The organism is Stenotrophomonas sp. HMSC10F07 (assembly GCF_001807895.1).
Classification (GTDB): Bacteria; Pseudomonadota; Gammaproteobacteria; order Xanthomonadales; family Xanthomonadaceae; genus Stenotrophomonas; species Stenotrophomonas sepilia.
In genome coordinates, this window is sequence record NZ_KV791441.1 from 1 (window position 1) to 16,928 (window position 16,928).

The window sequence follows — 16,928 nt, forward strand, 5'->3', positions numbered from 1 at the left end:
CGCTGGCCGGCTGTTGGGGAAGCCGGCCAGCGGCCGGCTCTACCCGAGGTCCGTAGCGGGCCTCAGCCCTTCATCGTTCCGGTATCCAGCCAGCGCTGGTGCCACGACAACGCTTCCGGCAGCAGGTGCGGGGTGTGCTTGCCGTAGCTCTCACGGTTGGCACGGTCGAAGTAATCCTGCAGCTGCGGGCGGAAGTCCGGGTGCGCGCAGTTGTCGATCAGCACCTGCGCGCGCTTGCGCGGGGTCAGGCCGCGCAGATCGGCCAGGCCCTGTTCGGTGACGATCACCGACACATCGTGCTCGGTGTGGTCGACATGGCTGGCCATCGGCACGATCGCCGAGATGGTGCCGTTCTTGGCGGTGGACGGGCTCAGGAACGCCGACAGGAAACCGTTGCGGGCAAAGTCTCCGGAACCGCCGATGCCGTTCATGATCCGCGTGCCCATCACGTGCGTCGAATTGACGTTGCCGTAGATGTCCACCTCGATCATGCCGTTCATGCCGATGCAGCCCAGGCGGCGCACCAGTTCCGGGTGGTTGGAGATTTCCTGCGTGCGCATGATGATGCGCTCGCGGTAGAAATCGATGTTCTCCTTGAACGTCTCATTCGCCTGCGGGCTCAGCGCGAAGCCGGTGCACGAGGCGTAGCTCAGCACGCCGTCGCGCAGCAGGTCGAGCATGCCGTCCTGGATCACTTCGGTGAACGCGGCCAGGTCGCGGAAACCGCTCTTGGCCAGGCCAGCCAGCACCGCGTTGGGAATGTTGCCCACGCCCGACTGCAGCGGCAGCAGGTTCGGCGGCAGGCGGCCCTTCTTCACTTCGTGCTTGAGGAACTCGATCAGGTGCGAAGCGATCTGCTCGCTGGTCGCATCGATCGGGCTGAAGGGGCTGTTGCGGTCCGGGCCATTGGTACGCACCACGGCCACGATCTTGTCCGGGTCGCAGCGCAGCGCGGTGTCGCCGATGCGGTCGTTGGCGTTCACCAGCGGAATCGGCTTGCGGTGCGGCGGCAGCGCGGTGCCGTAGTAGATGTCATGCATGCCGTCGACGCCGGCCGGCTGCCATTCGTTGACCTCGACGATCACTTTCTTCGCCAGGTCCAGCCAGGTCTTGTTGTTGCCGACCGAGGTGGAGGGCACCAGCGAGCCATCTTCGCGGATGGCCGAGACCTCGATCACCGCGGTGTCGATCTCGCCGTAGAAGCCGAACCACACGTGCTGGGCAACGTGGCTGAGGTGGATGTCGATGTAATCCAGCTTGCCCTCGTTGATGCGGTTGCGCGCATCCGGGTCGCTCTGGAACGGCATGCGCATGGCGATGCCATCGGCCTTGGCCAGCGCGCCATCGAGTTCCGGCGCGGTCGAGGCGCCGGTCATCAGCTTGATCTGGAAGGGATTGCCCTGGGCATGCACCGCTTCGATGCGGCGGGCCAGTTCGACGGGAACGGCCTTGGGATACCCGGAGCCGGTAAAGCCGCTCATGGCCACGGTTTCACCGGGCTGGATCAGCGCGGCTGCGGCCTCGGCGGAGACCACGCGGTCACGGAGACGCGCGTTGGCGATGCGATCAACAGACATGACGACAGTGTTTCTGGGGGGAATCCCGATTATCGGCCATCCTCATCCGTACGGGGGGTTCTACCTTCGTGGAATGGCTTTTCCCCCAGGGGCTCACCCATACCCACCGGTTCTGTTTTGCAGTGCAGCGTGCAAAGTGCTTTCGCAGCCCGCACGATGGCCCTGCATCCCGACGTGGGGGAGGGAGCAGAGCCCGCTGGCAGTTCGCTGCAAGCGGGCTTTTTTATTGCCTGTGGCCCAGTGTGAATGCGCAGTTCCCATTATCGGTAGTGCCGGCCGCTGGCCGGCAACCCCGGTAACACCGGGCAGGACCATCGGATCTGCCGGCCAGCGGCCGGCACTACCGGATGAACCCCGGCCGGTCGATACAATCTGCGCATGACCCTCGCCCCCGCTGACCTGCCCGCCCCGCTGCAGCCCCTTGTCGACCGCGCCCTGGCGCGCCTGGCCCAGGTCCTGCCCGAGCCCGTTCCTGCCGAACTGCTGCCGCTGCTGACCCGACTGGCGGTGGCCAGCGACTTCGCGCTGGACACCCTGGTGCGGCAACCGGCGCTGCTGGCGCAGCTGGCTACCCCCGGCTGCCCGCCGATCCCGCCACCGGTGCTCGATCCGCTGCAGCCCAGCGACTGGCCGGCGCAGATCCGGCGCTGGCGTACTGCCATGTCGACGCGGCTGATCTGGCGCGACCTGACCGGCCTGGACGACGTGGCACAGACCCTGGCCGGCGCCACCACCCTGGCCGAGGACTGCCTGCGGCTGGCGCTGGACGCGCTGCAGCAGGAATTCGCCCAGCGCCACGGTGTGGTCCGCGATGGCGAAGGCGCCGCGCAGCAGCTGGTGGTGTTCGGCCTCGGCAAGCTTGGCGGCGGCGAGCTCAACTTCAGTTCCGATATCGACCTGGTCTACGCCTATCCGCACGGCGGCGAATCCGACGGCCCGCGCGCGCTGGCCGCCGAAGAGTATTTCGCACGCCTCGGCCAGCGCCTGGCCAAGCTGCTGGACGAAACCACCGTCGATGGCTTCAGCCACCGCGTCGACCTGCGCCTGCGCCCGTTCGGCAGCGCCGGCCGCGTCGCGCTGTCGTTCGCGGCGATGGACCAGTACTTCCAGCGCGAAGGCCGCGACTGGGAGCGCTATGCGTGGCTGAAGGCGCGCGCGGTCGCCGGTGATATCGAGGCCGGTGAAGCGTGGCTGCAGACCCTGCGCCCGTTCGTGTACCGCCGCTACCTGGATTTCACTGCGCTCGATGGCCTGCGCGAGATGAAGGCGGCGATCACCGCCGAAGTCGCGCGCCGCGAGCTGCACGAAGACATCAAGCGCGGCGCCGGTGGCATCCGCGAGATCGAGTTCCTGTGCCAGGCGCTGCAGCTGATCCGCGGTGGCCGCGAACCTGCGCTGCGCGAGCGCCGCCTGCTGGTGGCGCTGGACGCGCTGGTGGCTGCGGGGCAGATCGCGCCCGAGGACGGCAGTGCGCTGCGCGAGGCCTACCTGTTCCTGCGCCGCCTGGAGAACCGCCTGCAGATGCTGCGCGATGCGCAGACCCACGTGCTGCCCAGCGATGCACTGGACCGCGAGCGCATCGCCGTCGGCCTCGGCTACCCGGACTGGGACGTGCTGCGCGCGGCGCTGGCCGAACAGCAGCAGCGGGTCAGCACCGAATTCGCCGCGCTGCTGGCACCGCGCAAGGGCCAGGCCGCGCCCGACGCGCTGGCCAATTACTGGCGTAGCCTGCCCGAGGGCAGCAACGCGCCGTTGCTGGCCGAAGCCGGTTTCCTCGATGCCAATGGCGCCGACCAGTCATTGCGTGACTTCGCGCAGGGCACCGGCGTGAAGTCATTGTCCGATGCCGCGCGTGCGCGGCTGGATCGCGTACTGCCCGCGTTGCTGCATGCGGCCACGCGTTCGCCGCAACCCGACGCTGCGCTCAAGCGTGTGCTCGGCCTGTTGCAGGCCGTGCTGCGCCGGACCAGCTATCTCGCGCTGCTGGACGAACAACCGAGCGCGTTGGCGCGTCTGGTCGATGTGCTGGCGCGCAGCGCGCTGCTGGCCGAGCGGCTGGCCGCGTACCCGCTGCTGCTGGACGAACTGCTGGACGTGCGCGTGTCCGGGCCGATGCCCGATGCGGCCGGCATGCTGGCCGAGTGCCAGCAGGTGCTGGCGGTGGAAGATCCCGAATCCGCACTGCGCTGGCTCAACGAGACGCGGCTGGCGCTCAGCTTCCGCATGGCGATGGCCACGCTGGACGGCCGCCAGGGTGCGGTGGACAGCACGCGGCAACTGGCCGAGCTGGCGCAGGCGGTGGTCACCACCGTGCTGGCGATGGCCGAGGCGGACATGCGCGCCGCGCACGGCGGGATTCCCGGTGGACGTTTCGCGATCATCGGCTACGGCAGCCTCGGCGGGCTTGAGCTGGGCTTCGGTTCCGACCTGGACCTGGTGTTCCTGCACGACAACCCGGCTGGCGTGGAGGCCAGCGACGGCGCACGTCCGCTGGAACCGGGACGCTGGTATGCACGGCTGGCACAGAAGGTGATGGCGCTGCTTGGTGCGGTCACCGCCGCCGGGCGCCTGTACGACATCGACGTGCGCCTGCGCCCGGACGGTGGCAAGGGTTCACTGGTGTCTTCGTTGGCCAGCTACACCGAATACCAGCGCGAACGCGCGTGGACCTGGGAACACCAGGCCCTGGTGCGCGCACGCGGTGTGGCCGGTGATGCCAGTCTGCTGGCCGATTTCGAACAGGTGCGTGCACAGACACTGGGTCGTGAGCGCGATCCGGCCACGCTGTATGCCGATGTGCTGAAGATGCGCGGCCGCATGCGCACTGAACTGGACCGCAGCGATGCCGCGCGGCTGGACCTGAAACAGGGTGCCGGTGGCGTGGTGGACCTGGAGTTCCTGCTGCAGACCGGCGTGCTGGCGCGTAGTGCGCAGCATGCGGCGTTGCTGCAGCCACGCGACACGCCGTCGCTGATCGATGCGCTGGCGGTTGCCGGTTTCCTGCCGGAAGACACTGCGCAAGCACTGCATGGCGCGCATGCCACGCTGCTCGACGTGGGCCTGGCCTGCACACTGGACCGTCGCCCGCGACTGGCACCGACCACGCCCGCGATTGAAGACGCGTGTGCGGCGATTACGGCGGCGTGCAGAGCGGCGGAGCTGCCGTTCGGGTGAGTGGGTGCACCCATCAGAGCAATTGCCCGGGGATGATCCGCTGTTGGTAGGTGCCGACCGTTGGTCGGCACACTCTGTCAGCGGTGATGAACTCTGATGGAGCGTGCCGACCAACGGTCGGCACCTACCAGAGCATGTGCGTTCAGCTGGTGGCGCGCAGCGGCGCCATCTTCCACAGCAGCGCGCGGAACGGGGCCAGCAGGCAGACGCCGATCGCCAGCTTCACTGCCAGGTCGCCGGCGGCCCAGCTCACCCACGGCAGGGTGGAACCGGCAAATGCGATCGACCAGAAAATGGTGGTATCCACCGTCGCGCTGCAGGTCGTGGCCACCATCGGTGCGCGCCACCAGCTGCCGCGGCGCAGGCGGTCGAACACGGTGATGTCCAGCAACTGCGCCACGATGAAGGCCGAGCACGAGGCAACGGCGATGCGCGGCGTGGCCACCCAGATCGACAACAGCACCGCCACCGCGAAGCCGATCCACGCCACGCGGCGCGCCGGGCCCGGGCCGAAGCGGCGGTTGATCAGGTTGCTGACCAGGAACGCGACCGGATAGCTGAAGGCGCCCCAGGTCAGCCAGTCATTGATCGGGTACTGCACCAGCACGTTGGACAGCAGCACCACCGCGCCCATCGCCAATACCGCCAGCACCAGGGCGCGGGCGGTCAGCGGGGCAAACACAGGGGCAGGACGCACGGACATGGCGAGCCAGGGGGACAAAGGGGATCGCCCATTATCCGCCCGGCCCGCGGCAAAGCCAAAACCGCTTGTTCAGCTTTACAATGCTTCGCTCATCGCATCGCCCGCGGCGTAGGCGGTGGGGACGTAAGCCAGCGCTTGGCCCTGTGCGCTCTTCACGGTCCAGCCGGCACCGGCCTCGGTGGGGTCGAAATGCACTTGCTGGCCGACCACGAAGGCCGCCGTCTGGTCTTCATGCACGCGCGCCGGCCAGCGCAGGGTGGCGGTCTGATCGGCCTTGTCGGGCACCTGCAGCTGCACCTGGCGCTCGCCGGCCGCCGTGATCTCCACCTTCTTCACTTCCATCGGCGGCAGTGGCACCGCCTTGGTGCGGGCAACCCTGCCATTGCGTTCGCTGGCCTTGAACGGCGCCTTGGACAGTTCGGACAGGCCCGCCGACGCAGCGAGCGGCACCGAGACCACGATCAGCGAGGTGATCAGCACGCTGGCTTCGCTGCTGTTCAACTGCGGCGCGGCGCCGGCATGGACGGTGGGTACCAGCAGCGCGGAGAGCAGCAATGCAGAAGCGGGAACGCGCAGGCAGCGGAACATGGAGACCTCCTGGTCAGCGTGGGGACGGCGGCTCAGCGCCGGGTATCGAAGATATCGCGCGGGCCGGTGGCCTCGGGCAGGTATTCCAGCGGGCGGCCCTGGTTGTCCTTCAGCTGCCAGCCCTGGTCGGCGCCGGTCGGCTCGAAGTTCACGGTCTGGCCCACGGTGAACTGCACGGCCGGGTCGCCGACGCCGCGCGGATACTGCATCGATGCGGTGTTCTGCGGATCGTTGGCATCACGCAGCAGCACTTCGCGGCGGCCATCGACGGTGGTGGCGATTGCGCTCACCTCCATCTGCGGCAGCTTGATCTGCTGCGGGCGGGCCAGCGGCTGGCCGGCATCGGCCGCATCCTGGGCTTCCTTCGCTGCTGCGGCGCGGGCCGAGGCCACCATCTGCGTGGACATTTCCAGGCTCGGTCCCTGCGGGCCCGGGTCATGGATGATCACGATGCGGCGTTCGGCGTGGGCGGCCGTCGACCACGCCAGGCCGGTGACGATCACCATCGACAACACAGAGGTAAGCAGCGGACGCATGTCGTTCTCCTTGCGGGATTCAGGGCGTGGCGGCGGTGGCACCGGCCACCGGCACATGGGGGATCACCAGTTCCTGCTGCAGCTGGCTGCGCTGGTGCAGGAAGTCGAACACCGATTCCACCGTCACCACCGAATAGTTGCCGGAGATGCGTTCGCCGGCTGGATGGTCGGTGGTGGTGGCGTTGGCTACGAACAGGCGCGCACCCACGCGCTTGCCGAGGCCGATATGCAGCACGCTGGGCTGGTACTTCTGCTGGCGCAGCCACTGCTGTGCCTGTTCGCGCTTGACGATGGCCGGCGCGCCTTCGGTCTGCGCCATCGCCGCCGCCAGCACTTCCAGCACCCACTGGTTGGAGTTCTGGTAGTCGGTGGCGAACGGGTAGGCGACCACGTTGTACCTTGTTTCGTGCAGCGCCTTGGGCTGGATCGAGGGCGGCACCAGCATCGCGCGCAGCGCTGCACGCAAGGGGGCCGACGGCACGCCGATGCGCAGGTCGGTATGGCCGCCGCTCTCGCCGACGAAGTTGCCGAGGCCCTCGTGGTACAGCTGCGAGCTGTCGGTCTTGCAGCGGTTGAGCAGGTGCATCGCGCGCCAGCGGCCGTCGTCCTCGCGCAGCAGGAAGGCCAGGTGGCTGTGGCGCAGGCCGTAGCGGCGCAGGTCCTGGCCACCGCGCGCGGCCACCACCACGTCCACATCGGGCAGCGCGTCCAGGCGTTCGGCGGTGGTCCAGGCCACGTCCAGCATCGCCGCCTGCGACGCCACGCTCGGGTAGCGCTCGCGGCAGGCGGTGCTGTCGGCCCAGGCCGGTGCGGTCGCCAGCAGGCTGGCGATCAGCAGCGCGGCGCGGCGCAGGCGGGAAAAACGATCCATGTCGGTACCTTCAACGGCGGGCAGGACCGCGCGCCGATCATACGCTGCTCAGCGCAGCGGGCGATCCACGCCCTTGCGCTGGAGTTCCCTGTCGCAGGCATCGCTGATCGGGGCGATCGGCAGCGGCGGGCGCTCGCCCGTCTTCGGATCGCGCAGCGCCGGCTGTTCGCGGTACGCATCCAGCTGCTGCTGGCATTGATAGGAGATCGGGTCCAGCTCGGTGGGCGCGGTCGAACACGCGGCGAGCAGGGCCAGGGGCAGCAGGAGCAGGGTACGCATGAAGGCATTCGATCCGGTGGGGGACACCGGACTCTAACGGTATGGGCAGATTGAAATGTTCAGAAATCGCTGTGCATCCCGGTAGTGCCGGCCGCTGGCCGGCATCGGCAGGATGTCCGGTAATGCGCACAGCGTTGCCGGCCAGCGGCCGGCACTACCCCAAGGCCAGGCGCTGCTTCACTTCCGCCGCGATCCGCGCGGTTTCGCGCAGCGGCTCGATGCGGTCGTACTGCCAGTCCAGCCAGTGCGGCTGCAAGCGTCCGCGTTCGCGCAGCTGCTGCTGGAACCGGGCCAGCCGGCCCTGCGCGGTATCGGCCAGCGCCACCATCACCGGCATGCGCGTGGCGCAGGCTTCAGAGAGCAGGTTCACCGAATCGGGCGAGACCACCACGCGGTTGGCCCAGCCGAGCAGGCCACCATAGGGATTGGTACCGTCGCCACCGTCGCCCCAGATCACGTGCGGCAGGTCGGCGAACTTCGCGCGCAGGATCTCGGCCAACGCCGGCGGCGTGCGGCGCGAGGTGGTCGCCAGCAGGCTGCCGCCTTCGCTGCGGATCTGGTCGGCCAGCGCCTGGAAAACACCGACCATCGCCGTCTCGTCCCACGGCGCCAGCGGCGTCGGCCCGCCCACCAGCAGTGCGGTGCGCGGACCGGGCAGGGTGCTGAAGCCGGCGAACGCGGCGCGACCCCAGGCCAGCCAGTCGTCGTCCACCGGGTTGAGGCTGCCGAGCAGGGTCAGCACATTGCTGCCGCGCAGGGCGTCGTGTTCGGGCACCACCACCACGTCCCAATGGCGGGCGCCGATGCGCGGGTCGAGGATCTGCACCACCTGGCTGCCGCGTGCACGCAGCACGCGCAGGGCACCGGCCGCCTGGCGACCACAGCCGATCGCCAGTGTCGGCGCCTCAGCCGCCAGCGTCGCCAAGGCCTCGCCGTAGCCATTCACATCGCCGGGCAGGCGCCGGGGCGACAGCCAGCGCCAGGGTGCGCGCGGTTGCAGGAGCAGCGGTCGGTGGGTGCCCTGGCGCAGTGCCGAGGCCAGCGCGACCGCCTGGCGGACATTGCCCGCACGGCCGTCAGTGACCGTCCATGGCGCGCTCGATCGTTTCACCATTGGCATTAATTCGTTTCAGCCCTGCTGGGTGTTGCAACAGTCGCGACACTCTACACTGCGGCTCGTCGTTTCGCCCCGCGCCGCCCGCGGGCACTGACTTCCTTTCGCCGCCCTGGAGATCCACCGATGTCCCACGCGCTCGACGCCGCTGCCCTTGACCAGCTGTTCCGTACGGCCCGCACCCAGAACGCCTTCCTCGACAAGCCGGTCCCCGAGAGCCTGCTGAAGGAACTGTACGACCTGGTGAAGTGGGGTCCCACCGCGGCCAACACCACGCCGGCGCGCTTCGTCTTCGTCACCTCGAAGGAGGCCAAGGACAAGCTGGCCCCGGCGCTTTCCGAAGGCAACCTGGCCAAGACCATGGCTGCGCCGGTCACCGTCATCATCGGTTTCGACCTGGACTTCCACGAGAAGCTGCCGTACCTGTTCCCGCACACCGATGCCAAGGCCTGGTTCGATGGCCCGCAGGAAGGCCGCCACGAAGCCGCCATCCGCAACGGCAGCCTGCAGGGTGCCTACCTGATCCTGGCTGCGCGCGCGCTGGGCCTGGATGCCGGCCCGATGTCCGGCTTCGACCCGGCCAAGGTCGACGAAGCCTTCTTCGCCGGCACCTCCATCAAGTCGAATTTCCTGGTCAACCTGGGTTACGGTGATCCGGCGGGCCTGTTCCCGCGCCTGCCGCGCCTGTCGTTCGACGAAGCGGCGCGCATCGCGTAAGTCGCTGTATCGATTTCGGGCCCGCTGTTCCGCAGCGGGCCATTGCTGCACCGTGTACCCACCCTACGATCCGGAGAGTTCCTCAGATGAGCGCCACCCGTAAACTGCTGCTGCCGCTGGCCCTGACCCTGGCCATCGCCGCCTGCTCCAAGCCGGCCGACACCGCTGCCCCGGCTGCCGATGCCGCCGCCCCGGCCACCACCGAGCAGGCTGCCACCCCGGCGGCTGATGCCGCCGCCGCGGCGCCGGCTGCCGAAGCGATCAAGATCGCCTCGGGCACCTACAAGCTGGACCCGAGCCACACCGACGTGCTGGCGCAGTGGAGCCACTTCGGCTTCTCCAACCCCAGCGCGCACTTCGGCAACGTCGAAGGCACCCTGGTGTACAACGCCGAAGACGTGACCAAGTCCACCGTGGAAGTGAAGCTGCCGCTGAGCGGCCTGAACAGCTTCACCGCCAAGTTCGACGAGCACCTGAAGAGCGCCGACTTCTTCGACGCCGCCAAGTTCGCCGATGCCACCTTCAAGAGCACCAAGGTGGAAGCGGCCGGCACCAACAAGCTGACCGTCACCGGTGACCTGACCATCAAGGGCATCACCAAGCCGGTCACCCTGGACGTCACCGTCAACGGCGGCGGCGAGCACCCGATGGCCAAGGTTCCGGCGGCTGGCTTCGATGCCACCACCACCCTGAAGCGCAGCGATTTCGGCGTCGGCGCCTACGCCCCGAACGTCAGCGATGAAGTGAAGATCCGCATCACCACCGAAGCCACCGGCGAAAAGCCGGCCGCTTGATGCACCCAGCTCACTCGTCGTGAGAAGGCAGAAGGCCCGCTGAAAAGCGGGCCTTCTTTTTGGGTTCTGCATGCGAGGCACCCGATGCCGATGGGGTTGCCGGCCAGCGGCCGGCACTACCCGGCAGGTGCCAACCTGCATCTGGTGGGTGCGGACCGTTGGTCCGCACGATCCTTCAGCGCAGCGCGCCCAACCACACGCCACACGCTTCGCTCGGGCTCTGCTTGGCCTTCACCGTCATCCCGCTCACCCGCACGAACGTCTGCGCCGCCTGCGCCACCACCTGGCGGGCGATCAGCGCCGCCTGCTTGGTGGCCGCCTGCTGCTTGCGCAGCTGCACGATGTTGATCGAAGGCCGACCCACCGGCGCGTACTTCTGGTCGCGGCGCAGCACGTCGGCCACCTGCGCCACTTCGAATTCGGCCTGCAGGTAGCGGTGCTGTGCTTCCACCAGCTCGCGCAGCGGCGCGCGCAGTGCAGCGGTATCGGCGAAGGCGGCCAGGGCCGCGTCGCAGGCAGCGTCATCAGCGAAGCGGGTACGCAGCGCGTCCACGCTGGCCAGGGTCAGTTTGGCCATATGGGCCTCGTTGCTGCAGGAAAGGAGCGCGATTGTCGCATTGCTTGCCGGCTGATGCGTTGAACCGGGCGGCGGAATACCTGTAGAGCCGAGCCCACGCTCGGCTCATCGCGCCCAGCACACGGTTTTCCGATGGCGGAGCGGAGAGCAGCCGAGCGTGGGCTCGGTTCTACAATGGCTGCGGTATCACCCACGGAAGGAAGACCCATGCAGGACGCGCAGTACTGGTTGAACGAATTCTGGTCGGGCCTGAGCGTGCTCGACCTGGTGGGCGGCAGCGTGCTCGGTACGCTGCTCGGCCTGGTGCTGGGCATCGCCGGCTGGCGCTGGCTGCATCGCCGTGGTTGGTTGCAGCGGCGCAAGCGCTGGCATCACTGGCTGCTGGCCAGCTACGTGGTGCTGCTGCCGCTGGCCACTGCCTTCGTCGGCCTGCAGCTGGGTTTCACTGCCGGTGCGCACCGCGCGCTGTTCAAGCAGCTCGATCATTTCCAGCCGCACCTGCAGACCCTGGTGGAAGGCTGGAGCGAAGGCTTTACCGATTCGCTGGACGACCCGCGCATGCGCGAGGCACTGCGCAGCCAGGGCACGGTGGGCGACGTCGCCGACACCATCGCCTCGGCCTACCTCAGCGAGCATCCGCTGCCTGGCCTGGACCGTCTTGGCAACGGCCCATTGGCACGCGGCACCGGCTGGGTGATCGGCAAGGTGCGCGAGGGCCTGCTGCGCAGCATGGTGGAAGACACGCTGGTGGACAGGGCCGGTAGCCTCGGCCTGGAACCCAAGGTGGTGCGCGAGGCGCTGACCATGCACGTCGATGAGCTGCTGCACACCCGTGGCGTGCTGCGGCTGGTGAAGGCGCAGATCAACGGCATGATGCCCGGCGTGTACTTCGGGTTGCTGTTGCCGTTGCTGATCATCGCCCTGCTGGTAGCGCTGGAGATCTGGGCCGCGCAGCGGTTCGGGTGGATGCAGCAGGTGGTCAAGCCGCCGGTCGCGGTCCCTCCTGTAGAGCCGAGCCCATGCTCGGCTCATCGCGCGTAGCGCGATGGGTCCATCGGTGGCCGAGCGGAGAGCAGCCGAGCGTGGGCTCGGCTCTACACAGTCAAAGGCGTGCGGACCAACGGTCCGCACCCACCGCCTTTTGATCAATCGCCGTCGGTTTCGTCCGGGTGGGCCTTCCAGTAGCCGGTCGAACGAATCCAGTCGCGCGGCACGCCCAGGTGGCCTTCGATGAACTTGCGCATCATCCGCGCGCGGCGCGATTCGGTGGCGATCCAGTAGAAAACATCACCGTCCGGGGCCTCGAAGTCGGTCAGCATGTCTTCCAGCAGCGTACTGCTGGCCGCTGGGAAGCCGTTGCGCTCCAGCCAGTGGATGCGCACGTTCTCGTACTGCGGCAGGACCTGGCGCTCGGCTTCGTCGCGCACTTCAATGAAGGCCTGCACCTCGGCACCGTCCGGCAGCACGTCCAGCCAGCGGGCGATGGCCGGCAGCGCGGTTTCATCACCGATCAGCACGTAGGCGTCGTAGGTGTCTGCCACCACGAACGAGCCGCGCGGGCCGCCGATCACCAGCGTGTCGCCCGGCTGTGCGCGTTCGGCCCACGGCCCGGCCACGCCCTGGTCATGCAGTACGAAGTCGATGGCCAGCTCGCCGGTTTCGTGCTCCCACCAGCGCGGGGTGTAGTCGCGCGACGGCGAGGGCGCCTTGCCGTCCGGGTAGCTGCGGCCTTCGGCGGTCAGCACCGGCAGCACCATCTCGCCGCTGGCATTGGGGAAGAACAGCTTGATGTGGTCGTCGGCGCCGGGCGAATCGAAGCCGGCCAGGTCGTCGCCACCCAGCACGATGCGGCGCATGTGCGGGGTGACCTCTTCAGTGCGCAGCACGGTCAGTTCACGGAAGCGCACATCCAGGCGCAGGCGCGTGTTGTTGTGTTCGGTCATGGGGATACCTGTAAAGGTGTCGCGCGGGGGGCGCGCGGCGTAGGGGAGGACCTGGCTGGATTCAGTCTGGCTGGGTCGTTGAAATCGGTGGTTGCTCGCTACCGACCGTACCGTTGAGCAGGGCCGAGGCCCGCGTCAGCAGCGCCGCCACTTCGTCCGCCTCGCCCTCGGCCCAGCGGCCGTGGTGATGCACCAGCGCCCGCTTGAACTCGCGCAGGGCAGTGGCCAGCGGCGGCGGCAGCGAGGCCTTGGTGATCTCGCGGGCACGGTCGAAGGCACGTCGCTGCGCCAGGCGCACCTGGGTGCGCTGCACCTTCAGCTCGAACTCGCCGGCGGCGGTGATGCGGAAGATCCGCTTGCCATCCACTTCCTCGGCCTCGATCCAGCCGGCCTGCTCGAAGCTGGCCAGCAGCGGGTACATGGTGCCGGCGCTGGGCGTGTAGGCCTGCATGAACTGGTTGCTGATCAGCTGCATCAGCTCGTAACCATGGCGCGGCTGCTCGCCGATCAGGGCCAGCACCAGCAGGCGCAGGTCGCCGCGGCTGAGGACGCGCGGCTGGCCGTTGCGGCGCGGCACATCCGGATCGGTGGAACGGGCTCTGGCAGAAGCGGTACGGCTCATTTCGATATATCGGTAAACGAGTATGCAAACGATATATCGATATGTCGAAAGCGACAACATCCGATCCGGCCACAAGCAGGTGCAATTTGGGCCACGGACCTTCGTGCGCACAGCAAAAGGGGCGCCCCCTGCGAGGCGCCCCGGCGATGCTGTGGAAGGGAGCAGGGCCATCGGGCCCATCACTCGCGACCCACCCTGGGCCCGTGGCTGGCAGCGATCCAGAGGCAGGTGCGACATGTTGTCGCCGGTTCAGAACCGCTGCCCGGCGCCCACCTACGGCGGTTCCGGAGTTGCCCTACAACCGTCATCGGCAGCAGTAACACTGCGTCCTGCGGATGGGCGCAGCGGCCCGCAAGCGACAGCCCGCGCCGCCGCCAAGGCCCGCCGCAGGGCCATCAGCGGGCCCGGCAAGCCCCTTGCGGACACTGGCCGGTTGCATCCATACGCCTGCGTAGCCAAGTGACGAAAGCCCTTGGTGCGCTACACTTTGCGGTCTAGAAATCTATACAACAGTCGCGCGCGTGCGTGCGGTTATGGGAGCGCTAATGAACTGGTTGAACGAGGTGCTGAACAACGACCCGAATCCTGTGGAAACCCAGGAGTGGATCGAGTCGTTGAAGGCCGTTATTGATGTCGAGGGCTCCGAGCGCGCGCATCAGCTGCTGGAAGGCATGGTGGAACTGACCCGTCGTTCGGGCGCCTACCTGCCGTTCTCTCCCACCACCGAATACGTCAATACCATCGAACCGCAGTTCGAGGCCAAGAGCCCGGGCAACGCCGAGCTGGAATGGCGCATCCGTTCGATCATCCGCTGGAACGCGATGGCCACCGTGGTGCGCGCAAACCGCAAGCCGGGTGACCTGGGCGGCCACATCGCCTCGTTCGCCTCCGGCGCCACGCTGTACGACGTGGGCTTCAACCACTTCTGGCGCGCCCCGAGCGAAAACCACCCGGGCGACCTGCTGTTCATCCAGGGCCACAGCGCCCCGGGCATCTACGCGCGTTCCTTCCTGGAAGGCCGCATCAGCGAAGAGCAGCTGGACAAGTTCCGCATGGAAGTGGACGGCGGTGGCCTGTCCTCGTACCCGCACCCGTGGCTGATGCCGGACTACTGGCAGACCCCGACCGTGTCGATGGGCCTGGGCCCGCTGGCCGCCATCTACCAGGCGCAGTTCATGCGCTACCTGGAAAACCGTGGCCTGATCGAGAAGTCCGACCGCAAGGTGTGGTGCTTCATCGGCGACGGCGAGAGCGACGAGCCGGAAACCCTGGGTGCCATCGCCCTGGCCGGCCGTGAAGGCCTGGACAACCTGATCTTCGTGGTGAACTGCAACCTGCAGCGCCTGGACGGCCCGGTGCGCGGCAACGGCAAGATCATCCAGGAACTGGAAGGCGTGTTCCGTGGCGGCGGCTGGAACGTGATCAAGCTGCTGTGGGGCGGTTACTGGGATGCCCTGCTGGCCAAGGACACCAACGGCGTCCTGAAGAAGCTGATGATGGAAACCGTCGACGGCGAATACCAGAACTGCAAGGCCTTCGGCGGCGCGTATACACGCGAGCATTTCTTCGGCAAGTACCCGGAAACCGCCGCGATGGTCGCCGGCCTGAGCGACGACGACATCTGGCGCCTGAACCGTGGTGGCCACGACCCGCACAAGGTGTACGCCGCCTATCACCAGGCCGTGAACACCAAGGGCATGCCGACCGTCATCCTGGCCAAGACCGTGAAGGGTTACGGCATGGGCAGCGCCGGTGAGGCACTGAACCCCACCCACCAGACCAAGAAGCTGGACGACGAAGCGGTGCGCCACTTCCGCGACCGCTTCAACATTCCGGTGACCGACGCGCAGCTGGCCGACGGCCAGGTGCCGTTCTACCACCCGGGCCCGGATTCGCCGGAAGTGCAGTACCTGCAGGAACGCCGTGCCGCGCTGGGCGGTTACCTGCCGCAGCGCCGCCGCAAGGCCGACAAGACCTTCGTGGCGCCGAAGCTGGAAGCCTACGAGCGCCTGCTGAAGAGCAGCGGCGAGCGCAGCTACTCCACCACCATGGCCTTCGTGCAGAGCCTGAACATCACCCTGCGTGACAAGGAACTGGGCCCGCACATCGTGCCGATCGTGGCCGACGAAGCCCGTACCTTCGGCATGGAAGGCCTGTTCCGCCAGATCGGCATCTACGCGCCGTTCGGCCAGAAGTACAAGCCGGTCGATGCCGACCAGCTGATGTTCTACCGCGAAGACCAGAGCGGCCAGGTGCTGCAGCAGGGCATCAGCGAGCCGGGTGCGATCAGCTCGTGGATGGCCGCCGGTACCAGCTACTCGGTCAGCAACGTGCCGATGCTGCCGTTCTACATCTACTACAGCATGTTCGGCTTCCAGCGCGTGGGCGACATCGCCTGGCAGGCAGCGGACATGCGTACCCGCGGCTTCCTGCTGGGTGGCACCGCCGGCCGCACCACGCTGAACGGTGAAGGCCTGCAGCACGAAGATGGCTTCAGCCATCTGGTGGCCGGTGGCATCCCGAACGTGCGCAGCTACGACCCGACCTTCGGCTTCGAAGTGACGGTGATCCTGCAGCACGGCACCAAGCGCATGATGGAAGACCAGGTGGACGAGTATTACTACGTCACCCTGATGAACGAGAACTACACCCACCCGGAAATGCCGGAAGGCGCGGCCGAAGGCATCGTCAAGGGCATGTACCTGCTGACCGACGCCGGCAAGCCGAAGAAGGGCGAGCTGCGCGTGCAGCTGCTGGGCTCGGGCACCATCCTGCGCGAAGCCATTGCCGCGGCCGAGCTGCTGGACAAGGACTTCGGCGTGACCGCCGACATCTGGAGCTGCCCGAGCTTCAACGAACTGCGTCGCGATGGTTTCGACGTGGAACGTGCCAACCGCCTGCATCCGGAAGGTGAGCAGCGCAAGGCCTACGTGACCGAGCTGCTGGAAGGCCGTCAGGGCCCGGCGATTGCCGCCACCGACTATGTGCGTGCGTATGCGGACCAGATCCGCGCGTTCGTGCCGATGTCGTACACCGTGCTGGGTACGGATGGGTTTGGTCGCTCGGATACGCGTGCGAACCTGCGTCGGTTCTTCGAGGTTGACCGGTACTACATCGCGCATGCCGCGATTGCGGCGCTGGCGAAGGAAGGGAAGATGACCGCGAAGGATGTGGCCCGGGCGATCAAGCAGTACAAGATTGATCCGGAGAAGGCTAATCCTGTTGGGGTTTGATGTAGTGCCCTTGCCGAGATGGCATCTGTGGTGATAAAGAGGGCGGCGAGTAGCCGCCCTTTTTATTTTGCTAACGATGTGAATGTCATTGAATTGAATACAATGAAAGCGAAAACGGTCTGCCATGTGGGGTGTCTGCGGTGGGCGGTAATGTTGATGCAGGAATGCCACTGGAAGCGACGGGTTCTAGCGGGGGGGGG

15 protein-coding genes are annotated in these 16,928 nt (G+C 67.4%); 5 read left to right on the top strand and 10 right to left on the bottom strand.

Annotation, left to right across the window (positions count from 1 at the left end; all coding sequences use genetic code 11):
- Positions 1-62 precede the first annotated feature (62 nt).
- Entirely contained in the window at positions 63-1,577 is a 1,515-nt protein-coding gene (locus tag HMPREF3114_RS16655) for an acetyl-CoA hydrolase/transferase family protein (RefSeq protein WP_070490023.1), read from the bottom strand.
- Between the two features lie 378 nt (positions 1,578-1,955).
- Between HMPREF3114_RS16655 and glnE the strand changes: the two genes are divergently transcribed.
- Complete coding sequence (gene glnE / locus HMPREF3114_RS16660) at positions 1,956-4,751, top strand: bifunctional [glutamate--ammonia ligase]-adenylyl-L-tyrosine phosphorylase/[glutamate--ammonia-ligase] adenylyltransferase (protein ID WP_070490025.1); 2,796 nt, start codon at positions 1,956-1,958, stop codon at positions 4,749-4,751.
- A gap of 142 nt (positions 4,752-4,893) precedes the next feature.
- Here glnE and HMPREF3114_RS16665 read toward each other — a convergent pair whose 3' ends face one another.
- The 6 genes from HMPREF3114_RS16665 to HMPREF3114_RS16690 all read right to left on the bottom strand — a co-directional run bounded on the left by HMPREF3114_RS16665 (position 4,894) and on the right by HMPREF3114_RS16690 (position 8,842).
- Positions 4,894-5,454, bottom strand: coding sequence for a queuosine precursor transporter (locus HMPREF3114_RS16665; RefSeq protein ID WP_005415040.1), 561 nt, complete (start codon positions 5,452-5,454; stop codon positions 4,894-4,896).
- 75 nt (positions 5,455-5,529) lie between these two features.
- Positions 5,530-6,042 (bottom strand): hypothetical protein, encoded by a 513-nt coding sequence (locus HMPREF3114_RS16670; protein WP_070490027.1) that lies wholly within the window; start codon positions 6,040-6,042, stop codon positions 5,530-5,532.
- Between the two features lie 32 nt (positions 6,043-6,074).
- Complete coding sequence (locus HMPREF3114_RS16675; protein ID WP_032953871.1) at positions 6,075-6,578, bottom strand: hypothetical protein; 504 nt, start codon at positions 6,576-6,578, stop codon at positions 6,075-6,077.
- A gap of 19 nt (positions 6,579-6,597) precedes the next feature.
- On the bottom strand, positions 6,598-7,449 hold the full coding sequence (locus HMPREF3114_RS16680; RefSeq protein ID WP_065179556.1) for a DUF2145 domain-containing protein: 852 nt from the start codon (positions 7,447-7,449) through the stop codon (positions 6,598-6,600).
- Between the two features lie 48 nt (positions 7,450-7,497).
- Entirely contained in the window at positions 7,498-7,728 is a 231-nt protein-coding gene (locus HMPREF3114_RS16685; RefSeq protein WP_005415044.1) for a hypothetical protein, read from the bottom strand.
- Positions 7,729-7,882: 154 nt separating this feature from the next.
- Positions 7,883-8,842 (bottom strand): mitochondrial fission ELM1 family protein, encoded by a 960-nt coding sequence (locus HMPREF3114_RS16690; protein ID WP_070490028.1) that lies wholly within the window; start codon positions 8,840-8,842, stop codon positions 7,883-7,885.
- A 126-nt stretch (positions 8,843-8,968) separates the two neighbouring features.
- On the opposite strand from HMPREF3114_RS16690, the gene HMPREF3114_RS16695 reads away from it, so the two are divergent.
- Both HMPREF3114_RS16695 and HMPREF3114_RS16700 read left to right on the top strand, forming a co-directional pair.
- Entirely contained in the window at positions 8,969-9,559 is a 591-nt protein-coding gene (locus HMPREF3114_RS16695) for a malonic semialdehyde reductase (protein WP_005415046.1), read from the top strand.
- Positions 9,560-9,645: 86 nt separating this feature from the next.
- Entirely contained in the window at positions 9,646-10,353 is a 708-nt protein-coding gene (locus HMPREF3114_RS16700) for a YceI family protein (protein ID WP_005415047.1), read from the top strand.
- A gap of 175 nt (positions 10,354-10,528) precedes the next feature.
- Here the strand turns inward: HMPREF3114_RS16700 and HMPREF3114_RS16705 are convergent, their stop codons facing one another.
- The gene (locus HMPREF3114_RS16705; protein WP_070490030.1) at positions 10,529-10,930 is read right to left on the bottom strand and encodes a hypothetical protein; all 402 of its coding nucleotides are present in this window, start codon (positions 10,928-10,930) and stop codon (positions 10,529-10,531) included.
- A 207-nt stretch (positions 10,931-11,137) separates the two neighbouring features.
- Here HMPREF3114_RS16705 and HMPREF3114_RS16710 point away from each other — a divergent pair, with 207 nt between their 5' ends.
- The gene (locus HMPREF3114_RS16710; protein WP_070490033.1) at positions 11,138-11,971 is read left to right on the top strand and encodes a hypothetical protein; all 834 of its coding nucleotides are present in this window, start codon (positions 11,138-11,140) and stop codon (positions 11,969-11,971) included.
- Between the two features lie 104 nt (positions 11,972-12,075).
- Here the strand turns inward: HMPREF3114_RS16710 and HMPREF3114_RS16715 are convergent, their stop codons facing one another.
- Both HMPREF3114_RS16715 and HMPREF3114_RS16720 read right to left on the bottom strand, forming a co-directional pair.
- Entirely contained in the window at positions 12,076-12,873 is a 798-nt protein-coding gene (locus HMPREF3114_RS16715) for a siderophore-interacting protein (RefSeq protein ID WP_070490035.1), read from the bottom strand.
- A 61-nt stretch (positions 12,874-12,934) separates the two neighbouring features.
- Complete coding sequence (locus HMPREF3114_RS16720) at positions 12,935-13,495, bottom strand: PadR family transcriptional regulator (protein WP_070490037.1); 561 nt, start codon at positions 13,493-13,495, stop codon at positions 12,935-12,937.
- Positions 13,496-14,040: 545 nt separating this feature from the next.
- On the opposite strand from HMPREF3114_RS16720, the gene aceE reads away from it, so the two are divergent.
- Positions 14,041-16,728 carry a pyruvate dehydrogenase (acetyl-transferring), homodimeric type gene (gene aceE, locus HMPREF3114_RS16725; RefSeq protein WP_012478970.1) on the top strand — a complete coding sequence of 896 codons (2,688 nt, stop codon included), beginning with the start codon at positions 14,041-14,043 and terminating at the stop codon, positions 16,726-16,728.
- The last annotated feature ends 200 nt before the right edge of the window (positions 16,729-16,928 follow it).